Source organism: Streptomyces diacarni (assembly GCF_003323715.1).
GTDB lineage: Bacteria > Actinomycetota > Actinomycetes > Streptomycetales > Streptomycetaceae > Streptomyces > Streptomyces diacarni.
In genome coordinates this window covers 232,012-255,759 of the sequence record NZ_QOIN01000042.1, presented here as the reverse complement: position 1 = coordinate 255,759, position 23,748 = coordinate 232,012, and the positions used below count along the sequence as shown (strand labels likewise).

The following is a 23,748-nucleotide window of genomic DNA, read 5'->3' as shown; positions in this document are numbered from 1 at the left end:
CAGGCGCCGTGCACTCCGGTGACGCACCGGACCGGTCACCGGGCCGGTACCGGCCTGCGGGGCAGCGGCACCGTTAGGGTGGGCGGCATGATCGGTGGCGGGCAGACAGCACGGGCGCGGCAGGTCGCCGCCGTGCTCGGCGGCCCCCTGCTCGTCCTGATGGCCGCGCTGCTGCTCGGACTGTGCGGGCCGGCTTCCGCGTCGGCCGGTGCGGCCCCCACGACGACCCCGGCCCCCACGACGGCCTCGACACCGGCGTCGGTGTCGACACCGGCGTCGGTTTCGACACCGGCCTCGGCCTCGGCCGCTTCCGCGGTTCCGGCCCCGCCCGCTGTCCCGGCTTCCGCCTCCTCCGTGACGCCGCACTCCGGACCGGCCCCGTACGGCGACGCCTCAACGCGCCGCACCGCGGGTTTTGACGATCACCTCGTCGCGGACGACGCGGGCTCCTCGCGCTGCCACAAGTCGCGCGGCGAGGGCGGCGGACTTCCGGCCGCGCCCTCGGCGGCCGCGCAGCAGACACTTCCCCTCGCGCTCCCGCTCTGCCCCACCCCCGAGTCGCACGCCGCCATCGGGGCGGCGCACGAGCGGCCCCCCGTGCGCGGTCCCGCTCCCGCACCACCCCCCACCCCCGTCGAACTCTCCGTCCTGCGCGTGTAGAGGCGCCGGCCGACGCCGAGCGCCCGTACCCGGACACCTCCGCGAGAAGCGCTCCGTCGGCCCGAACGCGCCCCTGTGCCACTCCATGTGTCACTCCGCGTAACCGACAGGAGACGTATCCATGGTTCCGCTCGCTCTGCGCGCGGCCGCGTCCTGGCCCGCGCGACGCTGGGGTGCGGCGGCCGCCGCCGCCGTGCTGACCGCGCTCGTCGTGGGAGTGCCCACGGCCGTCATCCCGACCCCGCTGTTCAGCCGCGCCGTCGCCACCCCGTGGTGGGCCTGGCCGACGCTCGCCCTGACCGCGCTCCTCGCGGGGCTGCTGCTGGCGACGTATGTCCGCGCGCCGGCTGCTGCGGCCTCCGCCGCGGAGGCCGCCACCCAGTGGCCCTCCACCCGGCGGTCCTCCACCCGTCTGGGCACGGTCGGTGGGGCGCTGAGCTTCTTCGCCGTCGGCTGCCCCGTCTGCAACAAGCTGGTGCTGCTCGCGCTCGGGACCTCCGGCGCGCTCACCGTCTGGCAGCCGCTGCAACCGGTGCTGGCCCTCGCGTCGTTGACGCTGCTCGCCGTGGCGACGGTACGGCGCTTGGCGGGCGAGGCCGCCTGCCCGGTCGCGCCCGCCGCCTGAGCGCCCACCCCTCCCCTCCTTCCTCAGCCTCCCTCCAGGAGTTCCCCCATGCCTTCCACGAAGCCCCCGTCCAAGCCCGCCCCCAAGTCCTCCTCCTCCGCCTCTTCGGCCTCCTCCTCCCGTTCCCGCAAGGGCCTCGTCATCGGCGCCCTGATCGCCGTCGCCGCGCTGCTGGCCGGATGGCTGTCGCAGTACGTGACCGGCGACGGATCCGCAGGATCGGGCGGGGGCGGCTCCGAGAAGAGCAACACCGCCGTCGACAAGGGCCGGTCCGACAACACGGCCGCCGGAGACCCCGCGCTGATGAAGCTCGCGCGCCGCGACGCCGACGACCCCTTCGCACGCGGAGACGCCGACGCTCCCGTCGTGATGATCGAGTACGCCGACTTCGGCTGCTCGTTCTGCGGCAAATTCGCCCGCGACACGGAACCGGAACTGGTCGACAAGTACGTCGAGAAGGGGCTGCTGCGCATCGAGTGGCGCAACTTCCCCGTCTTCGGCAAGGGCTCCGAACGGGCCGCCCTCGCCAGCTACGCGGCGGGTGAGCAGGGCCGGTTCTGGCAGTTCTACGACGCCGTCTACGCCGACAAGGGCAACGAGAAGAACGACTTCACCGACGCGCACCTGCACGAGATCGCCGAACAGGCGGGCGTCGAGGACCTCGACCGCTTCGACCGCGACCGCGCAGGCGAGGCCGCACGGAAACTGCTCGACAAGGACCGCACCGAGGCGTACTCGCTCGGCGCCAGCGCCACGCCCGCCTTCCTCGTCAACGGACAGCCCATCGCGGGCGCCCAGCCCGACGAAGTGTTCACCGACGCGATCGAGCGTGCCGCGGCGGCGGCGAAGAAGGACGGCGCCGGCACGAAGAACGACACCGGCAAGGGGGCGGAGCGGGACTGATGGACGTCGGATACCTGGCCGCCTTCCTCGGCGGCCTCCTCGCCCTGCTCAGCCCGTGCAGCGCCCTCCTGCTGCCCGCCTTCTTCGCATACTCGATCGACTCGAAGGGCAGGCTGCTCGCCCGCACCGGCATCTTCTACCTGGGCCTCGCCACGACGCTGGTGCCGCTGGGCGCCGCGGGCTCGTACGCGGGACGGCTCTTCTACGGCCACCGCGATCTGCTCGTCTCGACGGGCGGCTGGCTGATCATCGCGCTCGGCGCCGCACAGATCGTGGGGCTCGGCTTCGCCCCGCGCCGCCTCGCGGAGGCCTCGGGCCGCATCCGGCCGACCACAGCCCTGTCCGTCTACGCCCTCGGCGCGGTCTACGGGCTGGCCGGATTCTGCGCCGGGCCGATCCTCGGCAGCGTACTGACGGTCGCCGCCGTGAGCGGCAACCCCGTCTACGGCGGGATGCTGCTGGCCGTGTACGCGCTGGGCATGGCCGTCCCCCTGTTCCTCCTCGCGCTGCTGTGGGACCGCTTCGAACTGGGGCGGCGGCGGTGGCTGCGCGGGCGGGAGATCGCTCTCGGCGGCCGGTTCCGGCTGCACACCACCTCGCTGCTCTCCGGCCTCTTCTTCGTCCTGCTGGGCGCCCTCTTCCTCGCCTTCGACGGGGCGGCCGGACTCCCCGGACTGACCGACGTGGACGGCGCCTTCGCGGCGGAGAACTGGGCCCGGCGGGTGGGAGACGCGGTGCCGGACGCGGTACTGCTCGCCGTGCTGGCCGCGGTGGTGTGCGCCGCGGCGCTCGTCGGCGTCCTGCGCGGACGCCGACAGAACCGGGGCCGCCTGACCCCGGCCCAGGCCCCGGCCCCGGATCCGGACCCGGCCCCGGATCCGACGCCCGGGGCTGCCCCCGGCCCGGGATCGGCTCCCGCCTCGGACCCCGGCCCGGGGTCGGCTTCTCCCTCGGTCCCGGTCCCGGGGTCGGGTTCGGCCTCCGGCCCGGGGGCGGCTGCGAGCTCCGGTTCCGGCCCCGACGAGGGCCCCGCGGACGCGTCCGCCGACGCGGACGTGAACCCGGACACCCGCGCGGGCACCTGACCCCGGGACCCGGGACCCGGAACCCGGAACCCGGAACCCGGGACCCGCGCCCCGAGCTGTGGCTCCGGAGCCCTGGCTCGGGGCAGGCTCCGGGGCCCGGCCCGCGAGGGCTCGGCCTTCGGTGTGTACGTGGGCCCTACCCGGCCGGAGCGGCGGTCGCCCGGTGGGCCCTGCCCGGCTGGGGCGGCGGTCGCCCGCTGCGGTCACCCGGCCGGGGCGGCAGTACCGGCCGGGCCCGCGGGTGCTGCGGATTGCCTGACCGTTATGCGGCTTATGTCCGCATAGTGTGACAGGTATGAGCGAGGAACCCGAGTGGTCCGAGCACCGCGCGGACCCGACACCGCCGTCCCGCGCCCACGGTCGGCACGGCAGCCGGCGCAGCCCCTCCGACCTGTGGCGGGACTTCAAGGACTCGCCGTTCCTCCCGGCGACCGTCCTGGTGCTGATTCTCGCCGCGGGCGCGGGCCTCTTCGCCGGTTCGTACACGTACGCGATGGCGAACCCCACTCCGCACCATGTGCCGGTCGCCGTCGTCGGCAAACCGGACAGCGCGAAGGACCGCAGCGCGTTCGTCGCCGGGATGGAGAAGGCGCTCGGCTCCTCCCTGGAGCTGCGGCACTTCCGTACGCAGCAGAACGCGCGCCATGCCATCGAGGCGCAGCAGGTGTTCGCGGTCATGCGGGTGGAGCGGCCCGAGGGGGTGGAGCTGGACGTCTCCAGTGCGTCGGGAGCCTCCGTCGCACAACTGTTCCAGCAGGCGGGGCCGAAGGTCGGCAAGAAGATCGGCGTCCCCGTCCAGGTGCGCGACCTCAAGCCGCTGAACAAGGGTGACCCGCGCGGCTTGGCGATCTTCTACATCTCGCTGGCCGCCGTGATCATCGGCTTCGTCGGCGCCATCCAGCTCAGCGTCCACGCCCGCCGCCTCAACCCGCCCGAACGCATCGCCTACACCATCGCCTACGCCCTCCTGGGCGGCTTCGTCATCGCCGCCGTCGTCGACTGGGGGCTCGGCGCGCTGGAGCTCCCCTTCGTCCACTCGTGGCTGATCCTGGCCCTGACGATGTTCACCAGCGGCATGGTCTTCACCATGTTCAACACCCTCATCGGCCGCTGGGCCATGCTGCCCACCTGGGGCGTGATGGTGCTGTTGGGCAACCCCTCGTCGGGCGGCGCCGTCTCCTGGCCGCTGCTGCCCTCCGTGCTCGGCGAGATCGGCCGCTGGCTCCCGCCCGGCGCCTCCGTGAACGCCCAGCACACCGCCGTCTACTTCCCCGACCACCGGCTGTTCCAGCCGTACCTGGTGCTCGCCGTCTGGGCCCTGGTCTCCTGCGCCGTCTTCTGGACCTGGCGCCACCGCCACCCCGGCGGCCGCGACCGCACCGCGGCCCACGCCGCCGCCCCGGGCTGAACCGGCGCCCTTCCGCCTTCCGGAGCGGGGCCGGGGACGGGGCCGGGGCCGGGCGGGCGCTCCCGCGCCCGCCCGGCCCCGGCGGTGAGGTGGCTTACCGCGCCTGGTCGGCGGCGGCGACGTCCAGAGTCCAGGTGACGCCGAAGCGGTCGGTGAGCATGCCGAAGCCCGCGCTCCACGCCGAGGCGGCCAGGGGTTCGACGATCGAGGAGCCGGCGGACAGCTTCTCCCAGTACGCCTCGACCTCCTCGAACGTCTCCCCGCGCACCGAGACGAAGAACGGCTGCGTGGTGACCGTGGTGCCGTTCTCCCGGCGGGTCGAGCCCGCCTCGCCGGCCGGACCACCGAAGGGGCCGGGGATGTCATAGGCCATGACGCGGAACCCCTCGGCGGTCTCGACCTGGCCGAAGACCACTCCGTCGGCGCCCGGGAGGTCCTTGTCCATACCGAGATCGCCGTACGTGGCGGAGGTGACCTCGCCACCGAAGACGCTCCGGTAGAACTCCAGGGCCTCGCGGGCCTCGCCGCGGAAGTTGAGGTGGGGGGTCGTCTGGATGCTCACAACTGCTCCTTCTGCACACGGTGTTCGGGCTTGCCCCGACACCGCCGACCCTCGCAGCCGTCCAGGACAGTTTCTGTCCTCGACCGGGGTTACCGTCGAAAAATGGCGACCACCACTTCCCGGCTGCTCCACCTGCTGTCACTGCTGCAGACCCGGCGCGACTGGCCGGGCACCGTGCTGGCCGAGCGACTGGACGTCAGCCACCGCACGGTGCGGCGGGACATCGACCGGCTGCGCGAGATGGGCTACCGCATCCGGACGGCCATGGGCCCGGACGGCGGCTACCGGCTCGACGCCGGCACGGAAGCGCCCCCGCTGCTGTTCGACGACGAGCAGGTGGTCGCCCTGACCGTGGCGCTGCAAGCTGCAGCCGTGACCGGAGCGGGTGTCGAGGACGCGGCCCTGCGGGCGCTTACCACCGTCCGCCAGGTCATGCCCGCACGCCTGCGGCACCGGGCCGACCAGCTCGCCTTCACCGCCGTCCCCCGCCCGGGCGACGGGCCCGCCGCCCCCCTCTCCCCCCACGTGCTCGTCACCCTCTCCGCCGCCGTCCGCGCCCGCGAGGTGCTCCGGTTCGACTACGCCTCCGACCGGCCGGACGGCGACGAACCCGGGCCACCGCGTCGCGTCGAACCCCACCATCTGGTGACGTCCCGCGGCCGCTGGTACCTGGTGGCGTGGGACCTCGGGCGCGGCGACTGGCGCCTCTTCCGCGCCGACCGCATCTCCCCGCGCACCCCCGCAGGGCCGCGCTTCGCGCCACGGGAGATCCCCGGCGGCAGCGCCGAGGCCTACGTCTCGGCGCGCTTCACAGGATCCGACTCCGACCAGGCCGGCACCTGGCCCTGCGTGGGCACCGTCCTCCTGGAGCGGCCCGCCCGCGCCGTCCTTCCGTTCGCCGGCGACGCCCTCGTGGACGACCTCGGCCCCCACCGATGCCGCTGCACCGCCGGATCATGGTCCTGGATCGCGCTGGCCGCCTTCCTCAACCGCTTCGACACCGCCGTCACGGTCATCGGCCCACCGCAACTCACCGAGGCGTTCGCCGCACTCGCGGCCCGCAACACGGCGACGGCAACCGGCGCACCGCCCTCGTGACCGATACGGAAAACGGCCCCGTCGAAGATCTTCGACGGGGCCGTTCGCCCTGTTCAGGGCTGCGGTGGCTGGGGCCGGGGTCGAACCGGCGACCTTCCGCTTTTCAGGCGGACGCTCGTACCAACTGAGCTACCCAGCCACGCATCTCGAAAGATGCGGCGGTCCTGACGGGATTTGAACCCGCGGCCTCCACCTTGACAGGGTGGCGAGCACTCCAAACTGCTCCACAGGACCAAGCGTTCGTGCGAGCTCCAGTCTCGCACAGTGCGACGTGTGCTCCCAACCGGCTTTCACCGGCCTCGCGGGCGCTTCCCACCAGGGGTGACGTCGCCGGAAAAGAGTAACAGACCCGAAGGGTCGCGCCGTACCAACCGCTCCTGGTGGGACCGGGCGGGACAAGGGGCGGGGCAAACAGAAAGCCCCTGGCCGATGCGGAGTGGCCAAGGGCTGTGCGGAGGGTGGTGCGATGGTGCGAATGGTGCCCCCAACGGGATTCGAACCCGAAAGTGTCACCTCGCTGACCTGCGGCTTTGCCGCAGAACAGGATGAATACCTCCGTTTCCATCCCTCTGAATCCGGCTTGGTCCGCCTCGCCTCCGGGTCCGTGCTGGCATGTCCGCACGGACCCGGAGGCGATTGCACTCGCAACGCAAGCAGATCAGGCGTGGCTGTTCCCTGACTCAGGGCAGGGCAGCCTGTCCAGGTCCAGGATGTAGGCCAGCCCGCGGTTACCCAACGACACTGCCCAGCTGAGACAGCAAAGGCCGCTCCCGCGTGTAGCTGTGGGCGTCACCGAAGGATCCGATGCTTGTGGCGATGCCAGAGGCCTCATGTGTTCGGCGAGCTTGGATCTCGGGTACGGGGGAGATTGATCGGTCTTTACAGCACTGGTTTGTTGGAATGGGCGTGGCTGCTCCGCGGCATCCTCAGCTGGTGTTCGCCAGCCGAGGATGCCGCATCACAGTCCGCCGTGCCGCGGCATCGGCCCATGCCTCGGGGACGTCCGCCTTCACCTCGCTCATGAAGGGGCCTCCACCGCACGGCAGTACTGTCGAGCACAAGCGTGCTCAATGCGGGCGGTCGAATCGTCCCTACGGAGAAAGAGAACGAACTCGCAGCCCCCGACCATCCCGTTCTCCTTCGCCAGTACCCGCAGACTGGAGAGCTGGGCCCCACTCGTCGCCCTCTTTAGGGTGATCGGTGTCGGGTGACCCGCGATAGAAAACGTCCTGGTCACGGGAGCCTGTCGCATGCCGAGCTGCCACGTAAGCCAGCTACTGACGATGATGCCGCTGCCGCGCAGGATGTCCTTGTCCACCGTCAGCCGGACCCCGAATACATTGCTGGCGGGGTCGGCGGCCATCGTGTCCGGTTGTGCCGGTTCGCTCTCCTCGATCGGATCGGCCCCGCGCGCGACAAGGTCGATTGAACCACTTTCTGTCATGCCCACCCTGTCGTCCAGCAGGCACTGCTGGAGGCGCCACAGCGTCACGGGGTACCGCTCGCCAACCTTTACGAAAAGGGCTTCCTTCGGTAGAGGGCCCAGCTCGGCCAGCACGGCGACGAATGCCTCTACCGCGTTCGGGTATGGAGTCACGTTCAAGTGGGGCCATTCGGCCAGTGCCCACTTCCCCTCCAGCCGGAGCTGGACGAACCTCTCGTCCCGCCTGAGTGCTTCGGCGACGGCGGGCTTCCGCTTGATCCCAGTCGGTTCGAGCAGGTCCTCGGCCGGGCAGGGCTCGCCAGTGGCTAGCAGATAGAGGTAGGCCGCGTCTCTGCCGCGGGCGCGACGACGTAGCCAAGAGCCCTCGACGCCGGGCACAAGCGGGCTCTTCGAGTGCCCAAGCAACTCCTGCAACGGAACGTCGTCCGGTACACCGGCCGACGCGAAGGTGACCGCCACGTCCTCCCCACGCAGCGGCGCTTCCTCCACTCCAGATCGCAGCAGAACCTCCAAGGCGGTCGGATTGCGCGTCCACCAGCCGTGCAGGCGACCAGCCCACGTCAACGGAGGCTCAGCCCCAACAGCCTGGACAAGAAGCCCCACACCAACGTGTTCGCGCACACCCAGCGCCGCTGCCAGTTCGGACTCAGGTACCGCCGGACTCACGGTGAGAGCCATGAGCTGATCACGCCAGTCATCGCCGAAGGCGTCGGCGTAAAAGCAGAGTTGCTCCTGCGCCATCACGAGCAACTGACGGACCCTCTCACCGCTCATCTCATGGCGCTGTCCGATACTCCCGAGGGTTTCGCCACGGGCACGGTCCTCGATCACGCGACGCGACCGGAGGGGGAGGAGACACCAAGCGGCGCTAAGCCAGTCGTCGTCGACTCCGGTCATCGCACCATCCCCGTCAGCCATCGGTGACATGCGCGCTGGTCAGGCCGAGCCGGTGCACGATCCGCTCGTTGGTCGCCTTCTGCTTCGGGGTGATCTTCCGAACGAAGGAATCCACCGTGCAGATGACCCAGGGCAGCGCGTCGCCATCAGCCTGTGCCGCGATGGCCGCCCATGCCAGGTGCTTGAAGTCGCGCATCGGGGCCCAGGCGAAGCGCTGCTCCGTCTCCTCGTCGTCCTCGTGGCGAATCCTCACGCGGAGCGGCTTGATGGCGAGGGTCTCAAGGTCGACTTCCCAGCCGGGACCGAGAGCCCGCACGACAAGCTCGCTGACCGGGGTGGAGGGGGTGGTCACGAGCGGGGCCCACTTCCCCACCCCGTACGTGGCCCGGATGTACTCCTTCATGGGCCTGTCCTTGAGCCACGGCCGAATGTTCTCGGTCTTCCCGATAAACGGCAGAAGCCGTCCTCCGATCGCCGGATCGGACGTCCACTCCACGTAATGACGGGTGCGGTCGGCATCCGGCAGGTAGATCCAGTTAAGGTCGGCCATCCTCTTGTAGAGGAGGCGCACGACTTCTTCCTCCAGGTCCTTGGGGATCGCGTACTTGCTCATTCGATTCCTCTCGTCAAAGGGAACTGCAGGCGGACCTCGTCCGCCTTGGTCTCAAGGTCTGCCGCGTCCTGAATCCAGTGGTCCATTAGGGACCCGACGGTCGCGTCACTGAACTGGATTCGGGAGGCGTGCGGCATACGTACACGTAGGTGCTCGCTCTCCTGAGCGTCCTGAGCCTCCAGCGATCGTCGAAGTTCCAGGGTCGCCGCTACCCTGCGGATGTCGGTCACGAAGTCGAGGACACGCAGCGCGACCTTGCCGAGGCTCAGCCGAAGCCCACGTCCGAGTTGCTGGACGAAGATTCGCCGGCTGTGCGTGACCCGCAAGAACGCGATGAGATTGACGTCCGGGACGTCGACTCCTTCGTTGAAGACGTCGACGCACGTGATCACTGGTACCCGGCCGAGCCGGAACTCGTTGAGCAGGACTTGGCGCCGCTGCCGCGGGAGTGCGCTGTGGAGGAAGGACGCGTTGCACCACGCCGAGTCGGAGGCGGCGAACAACCGGGCCATGTGCTCTGCGTGTTCGATGGTCTGACAGAAGACGATGGCCCTTGGATCGACCGTCGTTCGCCAGGCCTCGCGAAAGTGCTCGACGATCTCCTCGTCGCGTTGCGGCAGGAACAAGGACTTGTTGAGGTCCTTGATCGACTGGTCGTGCACGCTGGCGTCCCTGACCGCGTCCCAGTCGACATTGTCGACGTACAGCCGGTAGTCGATGGCGGAGAGGTAGCCGGCGGCCATGCCTTCCGCGATACCCATCTTGAAGCTCGGGTACCCGAAGCGGGAAGTGATGTCAAACTTGTCGCCACGCCAGGGCGTCGCCGTCACTCCGAACTGCTCTGCATCTCCACACAGATCGAGCAATTCCGCAAACCTGCCGGTCTCGGCCACGTGATGGGTCTCGTCAATCATGACCAAGTCCGGCCGGTAGCCCAGACGTACGGCACCCAGAACGGACTCAACTGTTCCGACGACGACTCCGTCGAGACTTTCGGGTCGACGTTCTCCAGTGAGTAGGCGCGTGGGGACGGACTTGGGGATGTGCCGCCACATCGCCTTCTCGAGCTGCGCGACGAGCTCCTTCATGTGCGCCACGACGAGGATCCTCGCGTTCGGATCGGTTCTGAGGCGACGGCTGATGATCTCCCCACCCGCCACCGTCTTACCGAGCCCCGTCGCGAGTACGAGCAGGGCGGTGCCGTTCGCGTCGAGGTCGCGGATCACCGCCTCCACCGCCTCCGCCTGGTAGGGGCGCAACGCGTATTTCGCGGGGACGGTTTCGGGCATCTGGTCACCGATGGATCCCAGAGTCGCGCCATGCCAGAGCGTGATCGGAACGCCGACACCGTTGAGCGCCGCGATGCGAGCCGCCGCCGCCCCGTTGATGTCGGTGTTGGTCACCAGGACAGCCTTGTCGGCGCGGTAGCGCGCGTGGGCCCTCTCCAAGTCGTCCACGCCGCTGCGGTCGATCTTCCCGCCCGCCTTCCACTTGCACTGGAAGACCCACTGCTCTCGACCGCGCACGGCCAATAGGTCCGCGCCGTGGTCGCCCGCGCCGTCGATGACGCGCACGTCGTTGAAGCCGAGGTGCCAGAGGGCCCGCTCGGTGGCGTGCGTGAGCCCTGCGGGGCCTCCCCTCAGCAGTTCCTCCGCCGCGAGGAAGACGGCGCTCACTTCTCCTCCGTCAGGTCGTCGGCCAACAGGCGGATACTCAGCCTTGTACGAAGCAGCTGATTCGGGAGGCTGGCCCCCGCGAAGGTCGCCTGGGTGGCCACGTCGGAGAGGTAGCCGACCGTGCGGGCCAGGCTGAGTCGACGCGCGGAAGCGGAGGCGACGCCCTCATACACCCCTTGGAAGACACGGTTGTCCATGAACGCCGACGGCAGCGACTCGACGAGACGGACCAGGAACAGTGCCGGCACATGCAGCAGGAACTCACCGCTGGTACCGAGGTCGATGGTACGGGTCACCTTGCCATTGGCGATCATGGCGTGCTCGGTCGCCGTGAGTTCGTCCGGCGAGAGGAAGTGATACGCCTTCTCCGCCTCGCCGGTACGGTCCAGCTCCGACACCATGCGGTGACGGATCTCGGCCAGAAGTTCCTGCGCCTCGGCGCTGATCAACTGGGCGTCCAGAGCGGTGGCGGGCAGAGACTCGACACGGATCGCCGCGATGAGTTCGGAGTGGCTCCACTCCGTCTCCGCCCGCACCCTGAGCAGCACGGCGATCTCGGCGAGCAGGAGGTCCGCCGGATCAGCGCCGAACTTCTGGAAGATCGGGTGCTCGAGGTCGAGGAACGCCACGAGGCTGTTGCCGGCACGCTGATCGAGCAGGATGGGGGTGCGATGCAGGTTCTCGTCGGTAAGGCCACCCGTCGTCAGTTGACGCGTCTCGACCTCGACGAATCCGACACGCGGGTGACCGAAGGAGCGGCTGAGCGTCGGGTAAGTGGTGGAGTTCTCCATGAAGCGCGTGATGCGCTCCTGCCTGGTCTCCGGACGCTGCGTCGAGGCTGACACGGAGGAATTGGACAGGCCGCCGTCCTTCGGCGGCCCGTCCTCAGTGTCGCGCTTCGCCCCGCCTGTCTCGTCGTTCGCGGGAAGGGTCGGCTCGGAGGTGTCCGCTCCATTGAAGCCGAGCGCTTCCATCACAGCTGTCTCGTCCGGCTTCCCTGGGGTGGCGGCGGCCGCCTTGGCGTTCTTGCCCCTGCTCTTGGCCGCCTCGTGATCCTCGACCGCCTGCCACCAGCGCTCATCGGTCTGGTAGTGGGGGTTACCCCGGTGAAACTCCTGTCCCCACCGGCGGGTGTCGTCATGGATCGGCTTACGTCCGTCACCCGGGACCAGGTATCGGAGGCCGGCGTCGTTGCGGCGGAACGCCTTGAAGAGGAGCGCGAGCGGGCTGGTGTTCTCCTCGTAGCCCATGTCCGCCGCACGCCTCGGTAGCAGCGGAGCGACCCCTCTCACGATTTCGACCGCCGAGCGCCAACTCCGGTCGCCGTACTCGAAGGCGTCCTTCTGGTAGGTGACCGGAACATGATCGAGGTGGATCTCTCCGATGATGCGGCCACCCTGATGGGCGAGGTCCACCGGATACTCCGGCTCCTCATTGCCCGCTGCCCCGTCAGGGTTACGCCAGGTGAACAGCTGCTTGTCCCAGCGCAGGATCTTGCGTCCGTTCCGCAGGAAGTCGATCCCGTAGTCGTTCTTATGCATGTACCGCTGAATGCCGAGCCATCCGTGCACACGGCGCTCGCGAGCGGTGAGTCGGCTACTCCCGCAGTCTTCGCAGGCGTCGCGATCGGTGAGCTGCCACTGTCCGCAGTCACCGCAGGCGAGACCGTTTTCCAGCCTCTGGTCGATCTCGATGTATGCGGGGATGCGCTCCTTGTTGTTGTAGAGAACCGAGCGGTCGTCTCCCCAGCGGCAATGGCGCACGGGCTTCACCTGGAAGCCGCCGACCCACAGCTCGAACGGACGCTCCAGGAGCAGCCAGGAGTAGACCTGCCCCAAGATGTTGCGCAGAGCCGGGCCGTTCTTTCGTAGCCAGCCAGCGCGCGTCGGATGCAGGCGGTTGATGACGATGCGGGTGCCGTGTTCGTTGGGGTCAGCCTTCGGCTCGGTGATGTCCTCCGCCTCGAAGTCGTCTCCGATGCGGTCCAGGTCGATCTCCACACCGATCCACTCGCTGTCGCCCTGCCGCGTCGACAGGACGCGCGTGCGCTTCCCGAGCCGGGCTGTCGAGACGTTGAATCCCATGCCGAAGAGACCGAGCTTGTCGTGCATGTCGTTGCCCGACCAGCCGGCCCTTACCGCCCGTTCCAGCCGGTCGTACGTCATGCCTCGCCCCGTGTCAGTGATGACGAGCTGCCCCTGAGCCGAGTCGGGAAGCTCGACGCTGACCCGGTACCCGCCCGCCCAGGGGGTCCCGGAGCGATGGATCTCGGTGAAGTCGTCGAAGGCGTTGTCGATCAACTCCGCGATGCACTGCCACTCGTCGAACTCAATCTCACCCAGCATGCGCAGCACGCGTGCGGAAGGAGTGATCTTCATGGGTGGATGGACCCCCTGTCCTCGTCTCGCGTGGGCACGCCGAAGAGAGCCCTACCGCAGGCCGCGTTTCGACGCGCGGCCCGGGGCGAGCCGTACGCGTGATGAAGAGAATAGAGGGTTGCACTGACAACGCGCGCCAGGTTTCGCTCCACTACACCTACGTGAGAGAGCGAGGACGCTCTCCGCGATGCGATGGAAGGATCATCGCAAGCGCACCCGCACCGCGGTTCAGCGGAGCCGGGAGCGGACGTCGACGACGTCCTACAGACTCATCCGTGCTACGTAGGCCCGTTGCGGGCACCTGTAGAGCCCTATGGGTGCGTCGAACTGTCTTTCGGGCTGCTGACCGAGGCTGGCATCAGCATTGGGAGGGGACCTGATCGCGTTCAGCGACGGAGATAAGCGCATCGTCCTCTGCTGCGCGTCAGACGCGATCAACGGCCTCTCACCTTCTGGGTCATGGGACGGTGTGGCCGTCCTGTCCCGCAAAGCCACGAACGGCCGCGGCGACTCGACGCGCCGCTCGCAAAGGATCTTCGTGCTCCCAAATTCTGATCACCCGCCATCCCGCGTCCGCCAGAAGCCGATCGGTCTGAGCGTCCCTGGCCCGATTCCCGTCGATTTTCGCGCGCCAGAAGTCGCTGTTGGTTCGGGCGGGTCGACAATGGTCCGGGCAGCCGTGCCAGAAGCACCCGTCGACGAAGACGGCGACTCGCGCCCGACTGAAGACCAGGTCGGCGGTTCGCCTCACGCCGGGCAGCGGTCGAGTGGACACGTGGTAGCGCAGGCCCTCCTGGTGCAGCAACGAGCGGATCCGAAGTTCAGGCGCCGTGTCTCGGCCCCGGTTCCCGCGCATCACCGACCGTGTGGCCGACGACGACGCCCATGAGTCTTCGGGGACGGGCCGCTTACCGACCATGCCCCGGTCCTTCGCGATCTTCCATGCCTGGTCTAGGTTCGCCGCTCGCGTCGAGTGCTCGACCTCACCGACATAGAGAGCAGGCGATCGGCCACTCTCCGACCAGCGGAGATAGGCTCGGATACGGCGAGTGCTGGGCAACACCTTCAACGTGATCGAGCCCAGCGCGTACTCCCCATCCTCGCGCTTGACGTAACGCTCCTCGCGGCTTCCCGCGGCACGATCTTGCTCAGCGCTGATTGCCTTCCTGGTCCGCCCCTTACGGCCTCGCCATGCCCTCTCGGGCGGCGGCTTGTCCTTCCAGCCCTCTTGACGGGACGCGTTGGCGTCGTTCACGAACGCCGCTCAGCGTCATCGAGGGCCTTCGCGACGGCGCTGGTGAAGATCTCGCCCAGCTTCACGGGAACGGCGTTTCCAAGCTGCCGCATACGCTCACCGCGCGGCCCCGCCATGCTCCAGCCGTCAGCGAATGTCATGACCCTGGCGGTCTCGCGCACCGTCATGTACCGATGCTCTGGGCGCCTCTGCCCGGTCTCCTCATCGACGACCAGGTTGTCGAGCTGCATGACCGACTCCCCGCCAGGCACACCATGCACCCCAGCCTTGACCGTTTTGGCCGGCCGGTCGAGTTCGTTGGGCGTGTGCCCGTGATAGATCCGGGCTCCCGGCCATCCGATGTGATCGGGCACGCCTTGCTGCTCCGTCGTCTTGTCCAGCATTCGGGTGTCGATCTTGGGAAGTCCCAATACCGCGTCCCGGAGGGTGAGCCACGGTTCTAGCTCGTCATCACCACTCTCGAACGTCAGCTGCTCGTTCTCGTAACGCGACGTCACCAGGTCGATGACGCGTTGCGGGATCTTGGCGCCCTTCTCCTTGTGCCGGCGCCAGTAGGAGCCACCGAGGATCGTCCGCGTGAGGGCCGCACGGGAGTGCGTGTGCGCCACAGCGCGCTCGACCAGATCCGAGTCCACGCCTAGGTCGGCGCGAAAGGCCAGGAGGATCACTCGGTTGCGGATCTGGGGCACCCCGTAGTCGGCGGCGTTCACCTCATGTTGGGTGACCTTGTACGTCTCCGCCGGATCCGTGTCCTTCGCCTCGATCCGCTCACGCAACGCACGGTCGTGCTCCTGCCACGTGGCGCCGTACCGGCGCCGCACGAACGGCAGAGTGAGCTCACGCTGGATGTAGTCGAAGTATGGCTTGAAGGACGGACGGAGAAGTCCCCGGACGTTCTCACAGATGACGGCCTTGGGTCGGATCTCGCGAACCGCCCGGAACATCTCCGGGAACATGTTCCGGGCGTCCTCGTCGCCCTTCGCGACCCCGCCAAGGCTGAACGGCTGGCACGGGGGTCCGCCAGCCAAGAGATCGACCTTCCGCTCCCGGAGAAAGGTCATGTCCAACCGTCGGACGTCTCCAGTGACCAACGGAGGGTAGAGAGGGCGCTCTCCCGCGTCAGCGACCCAGGAGCCCCGCTCGCGTTGCTCATCGAGCCCATCCAGCCACTTGGCCAGCACGTCAGGCGCGGTGCCCTCGGGGAACGTGTCGAAGTGGTTCCCCTCAAGTGTCTCGCACGCCCTCTTGGCGGACTCGTTGAGCAGCAGGTGACGGAACCCGGTCTTCGCGCTGGCCTGGACCAGCCCGCCTCCGCCAGCGAAGAGCTCTACCGACGTTCGTTCCATGGTCTACCCACTCCCTGCAGTTCAATGCAACGGAAACCATACCGCGGAGTAGTGGCAGTAGTTATCGATAGGTCAGAAGAAACATCTGTGATGTCGTAGCCTCCACACCGGTATCACCGAACGAATCACGAGTTGGGCGGCGGGGGTCATGGCAGCGACAGCGGGGCGCTCGGGAAGCGCAACGTTCCACCGGAGCTTCACCCTCAGCATCACGAAGGCGCTTGGCGATCAGCTCGCGACGGATCTCGCCACGCTGGCTAGAGCCCCGCTGAGCGACGCGAGCATCGGCCAGCTGCTGGAGCGCCCTGGCGTCTACCAGCTCTACCTGCACGACGACTTCGTCTATGTAGGCAAAGCCGACAAGTCCCTTCCCGTGAGACTTCGACAGCACCTCAAGAAGATCTCGGGCCGCCGCGGAATCGTGCCGAGCGACATGACCTTCTCGTGCCTGTACGTAGCGGAGGACTTCTCGGCCCTGGCGCCGGAACAGCTGCTCATCAACCACCACAAGGATCTGGGTGAGATCCCGTGGAACAACAACGGCTTCGGCAACAGGGATCCCGGTCGGCAGCGAGACCACACCGTTCTCAAGCCCAACCACTTCGACGTGCTGTATCCGATCGATCTCGCGCGGCCGGCCGAGGGCCTCACGGCCGGCGAGACAAACGTCCTGGACCTGCTGGAAGCGCTCAAGGCATCGCTTCCTTACAACATCCGGTACGCGAAGTCGGGTGATCTGAGGAGTGCCAACCTGGTCATCCCGGATGTGCAGCTTTCGGTCGACGATCTCCTCAAGAGGATCTCAGAAGCGGCCTCAAGCGGTTGGCAGATCACGGCGCTTGGGGGTTACATCGTCATGTACGAGGAGGGCCCCGCCGAATACGCGAGCGCCTCGCGGTATTACCGCGGTGGGCAGGCGATCGACAGCGTCCCGCTCTCCGCCTCGGAGGATGAGACGGCGGTGGACAGCGGTTCCCCCGCCCGGGGCGCTCCCTGACAAGCCCTGCGTTTCACAGCACGGCGGCTACAGCGACGGCGGCGCGGAAGGCGGCCCCTCGGGTGCCGTGACCGCGTCGTGTGCCGCATGGGACCGCGTCACGTCAGAGTAAGGACGGTTCGGCGCTCGGTCTCGGCGGGTCTGGCAGCGTGCGGCGTAGGCAGGCTCGCGATAGCGTCGCGCGAATGGGCCCCGGACGGCTTCCTACGGCAGTTCTGTGAGGGTCACGCGCTCCTCGGTGCCGTTCTCGATCCCGGGGGAGGCCGGCGGAGGCGCGGTAGGGGTCCGTACACGGAAGCTAGCTTGCTCGGTGCTAAGACCCTGGGACTCGTGGCCGGTGATCACGCGTCCGAGGGTAAGGCCGCCCTGCGGGAGGTCGTCGGGGTCGCCGCGTTCGAAGACGTGACGGTGGCCGTCGGATCAGCAGGGGTCTCGCGCGGGAGCGGACGGAGCTCACTGGTCAGGAACCGCATCAGTCATGTGCTGACGTGTGAGCAATGAAGCCTCTGAAAGGCTGATTGCCGCCAGCGATGGTCTTTGCTGGCGCAAAGGAGTGGGGATGTCCCTGACGTCATACTGTCAGGGGCATCCCCATGACAGTGGCTGGGCCGGGATCGAACTGGCGACCTACCGCTTTTCAAATGATCGCTCGTATCGACTGGCCACCCAACCGCGTGCTTCACCGAAGTGATCCGCAAGCCGTCCAGGGTGGTGAGCACTCCAAACCGCTCCACCCCATCAGGCTTACGCATGCAAACAAGTTCGCATGCGTAACGTTCTGCGTGCCCCCAACGGGATTCGAACCCGTGCTACCGCCTTGAAAGGGCGGCGTCCTGGGCCACTAGACGATGAGGGCGAGTGGCTTCGCCAAGCGCCTGAACAGCGCCATGGCAGGCTCCGGCAGCATATGGGATGCGTGGACGGTTCGCCAAAACATATGCGAGCGGCACAGGGGCCACCGCCGCACCGCAGCTCAGCGGCCGGTCGCGGGACTGTTGCCGGTCGGCTTGGACGACGGCGACGGCGGCGACACCCCCGACGACCGCGACGACGGTGACGAGGGCGACGGCGACGAAGGTGACGTGGACGACGGAGACGGCGAGAGGGGCGGGGACGGGGGTGCGCCCGGCTTCACCTCTTCGGGAAGGTGGCGGGAGACCTCGGCCTTGGACAGGCCGAGACCGCCCAGGGTGATCGCGTCCCACGCCTGGAGCCGGTCGGTGTCCCTGTCCAGGTAGAGGACGGACGCCTGCACCTTGTCGGGCTCGTCCCCCTCGACGGCGCGCAGTCCGCTGCCGCCGGTCGAGCCCTGGGTCATCAGCCGGGTGTCGTGCGGCAGTACCCGGGTCTTCCGGTTGTGCGTGTGCCCGGCGAGCGCGAGCGGGACGAGCCCGTCGGTCTGCTCGGCCAGTACCGGGTTGTGTCCGACGGCGATGTCGACCGGGGTGCCGGCCGCCCGCTGGGCCCGCAGCGAGGCGGCCAGTCTGCGGCCCCGGTCCCGTTCGGCGGGGTCGCCCTCGGGTGCGACGGAGCGGTCCGGGGTGAACTGCGGATCGCCCCAGCCGGCGAGGCGCAGGCCCGCCACGTTCACCGGCGTCCCCGAGTCGAGCACGTGGACCTGGGCGCCGTCCTTGCCGGCCAGTTCCTCGACGGCCTTCTGCGTGGCGGCGGAGTCGTGGTTGCCGCGTACCCACACGTAGGGGGCTCCGAGGCCGGTGATCGGATCGAGGAAACCGTTCTCGGCGGCCGTGCCGTGGTCCATGGTGTCGCCGCTGTCGATGATCACGTCGATGTCGTACTGCTCGACCAGGGAGCGGACGATGTGCCAGGCGGCCGGGTTGAGGTGGATGTCGGAGACGTGCAGCACCCGCGTCGTCGAGGGGTCGGGCTGGTACGCGGGCAGGGTGGACGTCGCGTCGTAGAGCTTGGTGACGTTCGTCACCAGGCGGGCCAACTCCTTCTGGTAGACGTCGAACTCGGTCGCGATGCTGCGCGCGTTGCCCACCACCTGCGGCGCGCTCGCCAGCAGCCCGGAGAACCGCGGCTCCAGCACCGACTTCGGGTTCCACGTCGCCGCCGCCGTCCCGGCCGAGGCGACCAGCAGGGCGAGGGAGAGTCCGCCCGCGCGCAGCGCCGTGCCCGGACGGCGGTAGACGGCCAGCGCGAGCGCGCACGAGCCGGTCAGTACCGCGACGGCCGAGCGCAGCCCGAGGTCGAGCGCCCCCGCCTGGACGTCCTGGCCGATCTCGTCGTCCAGTCCCTCGATCCGCTCCGGGTGGTTGATGAGGGCCGCGGAGCGCTCCGGGTCGAGCTGGTCGACGTCCACGTCCAGCCGCAGTGGCGCGGTATGGCTGCGCAGCTCCAGCGCGCCCAGCGGTGAGACGTTCACCTTGGTGCCCCCGGTGAGGGAGGGCCGCAGCGTCATCGTCGTGTCGACGGGGCCGACCGGCGTGCGGACGTTCCCGACGACCAGGAGCCCCAGCCAGCCACCGAGCAGTGTCACGACGACGAGGCCCGCGGCGCGCCGGTACGGGTGCGTTCGCGTGCGCCGGTGCTCCGCGGGCGGGGGCACGCGCGGGGTCGAGCGTGGGGACGGGTGGCGGTGACGGGCGAGGCGGGCGTTCAGGTGGGCGGCGAGCTGTCTGTACAAGCCCGCCGCGGCACGCAACGGCTTGGTGGCAACGCTGGCCATGTCGGCCGGTATGCCCCTTGTGGGGGGTGCGTATGCCGTTCCGGCCGCCGGTGCCGCGTGCGGGTGCCCGCCGAGGGAGGGCACCCGCGTCCACTGGGGGGAGCGCGGGGAAGTCCACCCGGGGGAGGGCGTCGGCGGGCCGGCTGGCCGACAATGGGGGCGTGCTGGAGATGACGCGTGAGGAGTTCGAAGAGCTGGTCGCCGAGGCGCTCGACCGGATACCGCCCGAGTTGACCCGGCTCATGGACAACGTCGCGGTGTTCGTCGAGGACGAGCCCCCGGCGGACGACCCCGAGCTGCTCGGGCTGTACGAGGGCACGCCGCTGACCGAGCGCGGCGAGTGGTACGCGGGCGTCCTGCCCGACCGCATCACGGTCTACCGGGGGCCCACCCTGCGGATGGTCGAACGCGAGGACGGAGGGGGCCGGGAGGGCGTCGTGGAGGAGGTCGAGATCACCGTCGTACACGAGATCGCCCACCACTTCGGTATCGACGACGAGAGGCTGCACGCACTGGGATACGGGTGACGTCGCGGAGTGCGCGGAGTGCGCGGGATTACGGGGGCGTGGGGGAGTCGCTGGGCCCTGGTTTATCCGGGGGCGCGGGTGGCCGGGCACGCGCCGGGCGGGGCGTGTGAGCGCCGGATGGCGCGCCGCGTGCGCTTCGGCGTGTGCGCGGTGAGGCGTGACCTGTTGGGGTGACGGGCAGTTGAGCACGGCACCCGCCGAAACCCCCGCGCAGGAGGTCCCACCGTGCGCCGATCCCGTCCCGCTGCCCGTACCGGCCATACCGCTTCCCCCACGGGTACGGGCGGTGCACACTCCACAGGCCGCGCCGCCCGCTCCACGACGGTCGGCGCGCTCATGCTCGCGGCGGTCTCCACGCTCAGCGGCTGCATGACGGTGCAGGGCGCCGACGACGTGGGCGAGGGCGGTACGACCCCCGTGGGGAGCCGCTCCGACGACCACGGCGGCGCGACCGAACCGGAGGGCGGTCTCGACGGCGCCGGCTACCGCAAGGGCCGCGTGGCCGGGGACGACCGTGAGGCCGGTGGCCGGGACGGGGACCACGGGCGGTCCACGGGCGGTCGGCACGGCAAGCAGGACGAGGGCGGCGAGCGCGGCAAGGACGACGACGCCGGGCGTTCCGCCGACGCGGGCGGCGCGCACAGTGGTGGCGCGGGCGGCGACGACGCCTCCGGCGGTGACTCCGGCTCCTCCGGCGGTGACCGCAACCACCCCCGCCCCCAGCCGACCGGTGGCACGGGCGGTTCGGGAGGCTCAGGGGGCGGGCCGGGCGGTGACGATCCGGGCTCTCCGACGACCTCGCCCAGCCCCACCCCGAGCAAGCCCGATCCGGAACCGTCGCCGACCCGGACGACGGCCTCCCCCAGCGGCTCCGACACCTACTCCCGCCAGATCCGGCCCCACCTCGCCTGAGCGCTGTTCGGGCCTGCCCGGCGTGCTTCGGGGCGGGCCCCGTGACACTCGTCACCGAGTGGGATGGCCCCCGCCACGGCGGGGTGCCCGCCGCGGGGGCGCCGGTCACCGCGGGGGTGCCGGTCACCGCGGGGGTGCCGGTCACCGCGGGGGTGCCGGTCACCGCGTGGCCGGGCAGCCAGACCCCGTTTGCGTCGCGGCGTATCGGCCGCGTATGCTGGTAGATCGTTTGATCCCATTTGCCCGGCGCCATCTCGCAGCGCGCCGTGTGGCGCGTTCTCTCCCTGCCGTGGCTGACCGCATCGAGGCGGTTCCTTGCGAATTCACGGAGTTATGGGCGCGTGCCAGTGACTCCGGAAGGTTCTCATTTCGCATGTCTGTAACCACCCATGACGCCGTCGAGCCCGCCCACGCGGACGACGCGGCGGAAGGCACCGTAGAGACGGCCGTGACCGTGGAAACGGCCACCGGGACCGTCGAAGCGACCGAGACCGAGTCCGCTGAAGCGGCGGTCGCGGTCGCGGAAGCGGTGACCGCGACCGCGGAGACGTCGGTGACCGACGCCGCGGAGGCGGAGGAGGCGGCGGCCGAGCCCACGCCCACGTTCGCCGACCTCGGGCTGCCCGAGGCCGTCGTCCGCAAGCTCGCCCAGAACGGTGTGACCGCGCCGTTCCCGATCCAGGCCGCCACCATCCCGGACGCGCTCGCCGGCATGGACGTGCTGGGCCGGGGCCGTACCGGCTCGGGCAAGACCCTCTCCTTCGGGCTGCCGCTGCTGGCCCGCCTGACGGGCGGCCGTACGGAGCGCAAGCGCCCCCGCGGCGTCATCCTCACGCCGACCCGCGAGCTGGCGATGCAGGTCTCCGACGCGCTCCAGCCGTACGGCGACACGCTCGGCCTCAGGCTGAAGGTGGTGTGCGGTGGCACGTCGATGGCCAACCAGATCTCCGCGCTGGAGCGGGGCGTCGACATCCTCGTCGCCACGCCCGGTCGGCTGCGCGACCTGATCAACCGCGGGTCCTGCTCCCTGGACGACGTCAAGACGGCCATCCTCGACGAGGCCGACCAGATGGCCGACCTGGGCTTCCTGCCCGAGGTGACCGAGATCCTCGACCTCGTCCCCGAGGGCGGCCAGCGGATGCTGTTCTCCGCCACCATGGAGAAGGAGATCGACTCCCTGGTGCGGCGCTACCTCGTCGACCCCGTCTCCCACGAGGTGGACGCGGCGCAGGGCGCGGTGACGACGATGACGCACCACGTGCTCATCGTGAAGCCGCGCGACAAGGCGCCGGTGACGGCCGCCATCGCCGGCCGCAAGGGCCGCACGATCGTCTTCGTCCGTACGCAGCTCGGCGCCGACCGGGTGGCCGAACAGCTGTGTGAGTCCGGGGTGCGCGCCGACGCGCTGCACGGCGGCATGACGCAGGGCGCCCGCACCCGCACGCTGGCGGACTTCAAGGACGGCAAGGTCAACACGCTCGTCGCCACGGACGTCGCGGCCCGCGGTATCCACGTCGACGGCATCGACCTCGTCCTCAACGTCGACCCCGCGGGCGACCACAAGGACTACCTGCACCGCTCGGGCCGTACCGCGCGGGCCGGCGAGTCCGGGACCGTCGTCTCCCTGGCCCTGCCCCACCAGCGCCGGCAGATCTTCCGGCTCATGGAGGACGCCGGGGTGGACGCCTCCCGGCACCTCATCGGCCGGGGTGACGTCTTCGATGAGGAAGTGGCCCGCATCGTCGGCGCCCGCTCCCTCACCGAGGTGCAGGCCGAGTCGGCCGTCAACACCGCCCGCCAGGCCGAGCGGGAGGCCAGGAAGCTCAACCGCCAGCTGGAGAAGGCCCAGCAGCGCGCGGCCGAGCTGCGCGAGGAGGCCACGCTGCTGATCGCGCGGGCCGCCCGCGAGCGTGGTGAGGACGCGGACGCCGCCGTCGCGGCCGCCGCGGAGGTGGAGGCCGAGCAGGCCGCCGAAGAGGCGCGTGCGGAGGCCGCCCGCCAGGCGAAGGCCGAGGCGGAGCGCCGCGAGCGGGAGCGCGCCGAGCGCGACCGCGACCGTGGCGAGCGCGGCGGCCGCCCGTCCTACGACCGCAAGAACCGCGACCGGGACCGCGGTGACCGCTCGTACGGCAACCGCGACCGTGGCGACCGTTCCTACGGCCGCGACGGCGACCGCGACCGCGGCGACCGGCGTTCCTCCGACCGCGGTACCGACCGGGGCGGTTTCCGTCGCGACCGTGACCGCGACAGGGGCCGCGACGAGCGCCCATACGGCAACGGCAACGGCAACCGCGACCGCGACCGGGACCGTCGGGACGGTGGCAGGGACAGCGGTGACGGCGGCGCCCGCGGCGGTTACCGCCGCGACGGTGGCGACCGCGCCTTCCGCCGTGACGGCTTCCGCGGCGGCGACCGCCCCTACCGCCGTGACAGCCGCGACGAGCGCCGGCCGCACGGCCGCAGCGGCGACAGCCGCTCCACGTCCCACGGCCCGGGCCGTGGCGGCCCGCGCACCCCGGACCGCCGCGCCGACAAGCCGCGCTGGAAGCGCAACAGCTGACGGCTCGTGACCAGCTGACGTCTGCCACACGCACGTTCGAGCGCGGTCCGAGGGCACGCAACGGGGAATGCCTTCGAACCGCGCCGGACGGCCGGGCTATGCTGCTCGGT

General features: G+C 69.8%; 17 protein-coding genes, 3 tRNA genes and 1 pseudogene. 10 read left to right on the top strand and 11 right to left on the bottom strand.

Annotated elements, in window-relative coordinates; all coding sequences use genetic code 11:
• Window positions 1–87 precede the first annotated feature (87 nt).
• The 5 genes and pseudogenes from DTL70_RS13615 (at window position 88) to DTL70_RS13595 (ending at window position 4,681) form a co-directional block, all read left to right on the top strand.
• Window positions 88–660: a hypothetical protein gene (locus DTL70_RS13615; RefSeq protein ID WP_114022160.1), complete on the top strand. Its 573-nt coding sequence runs from the start codon at window positions 88–90 to the stop codon at window positions 658–660.
• Between the two features lie 121 nt (window positions 661–781).
• The gene (locus DTL70_RS13610; RefSeq protein ID WP_114022159.1) at window positions 782–1,285 is read left to right on the top strand and encodes a hypothetical protein; all 504 of its coding nucleotides are present in this window, start codon (window positions 782–784) and stop codon (window positions 1,283–1,285) included.
• A gap of 48 nt (window positions 1,286–1,333) precedes the next feature.
• Entirely contained in the window at window positions 1,334–2,188 is an 855-nt protein-coding gene (locus DTL70_RS13605; RefSeq protein ID WP_114022158.1) for a DsbA family protein, read from the top strand.
• Window positions 2,188–3,018: pseudogene (locus DTL70_RS13600) on the top strand (cytochrome c biogenesis CcdA family protein); the annotation flags it as partial. The gene DTL70_RS13605 and the pseudogene DTL70_RS13600, both read left to right, overlap by 1 nt.
• Before the next feature lie 550 nt (window positions 3,019–3,568).
• Window positions 3,569–4,681: an ABC transporter permease gene (locus tag DTL70_RS13595; RefSeq protein ID WP_114022157.1), complete on the top strand. Its 1,113-nt coding sequence runs from the start codon at window positions 3,569–3,571 to the stop codon at window positions 4,679–4,681.
• Between the two features lie 94 nt (window positions 4,682–4,775).
• Here the strand turns inward: DTL70_RS13595 and DTL70_RS13590 are convergent, their stop codons facing one another.
• The gene (locus tag DTL70_RS13590; RefSeq protein WP_114022156.1) at window positions 4,776–5,243 is read right to left on the bottom strand and encodes a VOC family protein; all 468 of its coding nucleotides are present in this window, start codon (window positions 5,241–5,243) and stop codon (window positions 4,776–4,778) included.
• A 102-nt stretch (window positions 5,244–5,345) separates the two neighbouring features.
• Here DTL70_RS13590 and DTL70_RS13585 point away from each other — a divergent pair, with 102 nt between their 5' ends.
• Window positions 5,346–6,341 carry a helix-turn-helix transcriptional regulator gene (locus DTL70_RS13585; protein ID WP_114022155.1) on the top strand — a complete coding sequence of 332 codons (996 nt, stop codon included), beginning with the start codon at window positions 5,346–5,348 and terminating at the stop codon, window positions 6,339–6,341.
• 65 nt (window positions 6,342–6,406) lie between these two features.
• Here DTL70_RS13585 and DTL70_RS13580 read toward each other — a convergent pair.
• The 8 genes from DTL70_RS13580 to DTL70_RS13545 all read right to left on the bottom strand — a co-directional run bounded on the left by DTL70_RS13580 (window position 6,407) and on the right by DTL70_RS13545 (window position 15,950).
• Window positions 6,407–6,480, bottom strand: a tRNA-Phe gene (locus tag DTL70_RS13580).
• Between the two features lie 20 nt (window positions 6,481–6,500).
• A tRNA-Asp gene (locus DTL70_RS13575) sits at window positions 6,501–6,575 on the bottom strand.
• A gap of 784 nt (window positions 6,576–7,359) precedes the next feature.
• The gene (locus tag DTL70_RS13570) at window positions 7,360–8,682 is read right to left on the bottom strand and encodes an RNA polymerase subunit sigma-70 (protein ID WP_114022154.1); all 1,323 of its coding nucleotides are present in this window, start codon (window positions 8,680–8,682) and stop codon (window positions 7,360–7,362) included.
• Between the two features lie 13 nt (window positions 8,683–8,695).
• Complete coding sequence (locus tag DTL70_RS13565; RefSeq protein WP_114022153.1) at window positions 8,696–9,295, bottom strand: hypothetical protein; 600 nt, start codon at window positions 9,293–9,295, stop codon at window positions 8,696–8,698.
• Complete coding sequence (locus DTL70_RS13560) at window positions 9,292–10,971, bottom strand: DEAD/DEAH box helicase family protein (RefSeq protein WP_114022152.1); 1,680 nt, start codon at window positions 10,969–10,971, stop codon at window positions 9,292–9,294. The genes DTL70_RS13565 and DTL70_RS13560 overlap by 4 nt, the downstream gene beginning before the upstream one ends.
• Window positions 10,968–13,349 (bottom strand): ATP-binding protein, encoded by a 2,382-nt coding sequence (locus DTL70_RS13555; protein WP_181860914.1) that lies wholly within the window; start codon window positions 13,347–13,349, stop codon window positions 10,968–10,970. Before DTL70_RS13555 ends, DTL70_RS13560 begins: the two co-directional genes overlap by 4 nt.
• Before the next feature lie 457 nt (window positions 13,350–13,806).
• Window positions 13,807–14,268: a very short patch repair endonuclease gene (locus tag DTL70_RS13550; RefSeq protein ID WP_181860926.1), complete on the bottom strand. Its 462-nt coding sequence runs from the start codon at window positions 14,266–14,268 to the stop codon at window positions 13,807–13,809.
• A gap of 332 nt (window positions 14,269–14,600) precedes the next feature.
• A complete protein-coding gene (locus tag DTL70_RS13545) occupies window positions 14,601–15,950 on the bottom strand; it encodes a DNA cytosine methyltransferase (protein WP_114022151.1) in 1,350 nt (449 codons plus the stop codon).
• A gap of 148 nt (window positions 15,951–16,098) precedes the next feature.
• Here DTL70_RS13545 and DTL70_RS13540 point away from each other — a divergent pair, with 148 nt between their 5' ends.
• On the top strand, window positions 16,099–16,947 hold the full coding sequence (locus DTL70_RS13540; protein WP_114022150.1) for a GIY-YIG nuclease family protein: 849 nt from the start codon (window positions 16,099–16,101) through the stop codon (window positions 16,945–16,947).
• A gap of 783 nt (window positions 16,948–17,730) precedes the next feature.
• Here the strand turns inward: DTL70_RS13540 and DTL70_RS13535 are convergent.
• Window positions 17,731–17,803 (bottom strand) — tRNA-Glu (locus DTL70_RS13535).
• 117 nt (window positions 17,804–17,920) lie between these two features.
• A complete protein-coding gene (locus DTL70_RS13530; RefSeq protein WP_114022149.1) occupies window positions 17,921–19,639 on the bottom strand; it encodes a metallophosphoesterase family protein in 1,719 nt (572 codons plus the stop codon).
• A 170-nt stretch (window positions 19,640–19,809) separates the two neighbouring features.
• On the opposite strand from DTL70_RS13530, the gene DTL70_RS13525 reads away from it, so the two are divergent.
• From DTL70_RS13525 to DTL70_RS13515, 3 genes are all read left to right on the top strand, one after another.
• Window positions 19,810–20,166, top strand: coding sequence for a metallopeptidase family protein (locus DTL70_RS13525; RefSeq protein ID WP_114022258.1), 357 nt, complete (start codon window positions 19,810–19,812; stop codon window positions 20,164–20,166).
• A gap of 225 nt (window positions 20,167–20,391) precedes the next feature.
• Complete coding sequence (locus tag DTL70_RS13520) at window positions 20,392–21,078, top strand: hypothetical protein (RefSeq protein ID WP_147266777.1); 687 nt, start codon at window positions 20,392–20,394, stop codon at window positions 21,076–21,078.
• A gap of 373 nt (window positions 21,079–21,451) precedes the next feature.
• Complete coding sequence (locus DTL70_RS13515; RefSeq protein WP_114022147.1) at window positions 21,452–23,638, top strand: DEAD/DEAH box helicase; 2,187 nt, start codon at window positions 21,452–21,454, stop codon at window positions 23,636–23,638.
• Window positions 23,639–23,748: the final 110 nt, after the last annotated feature.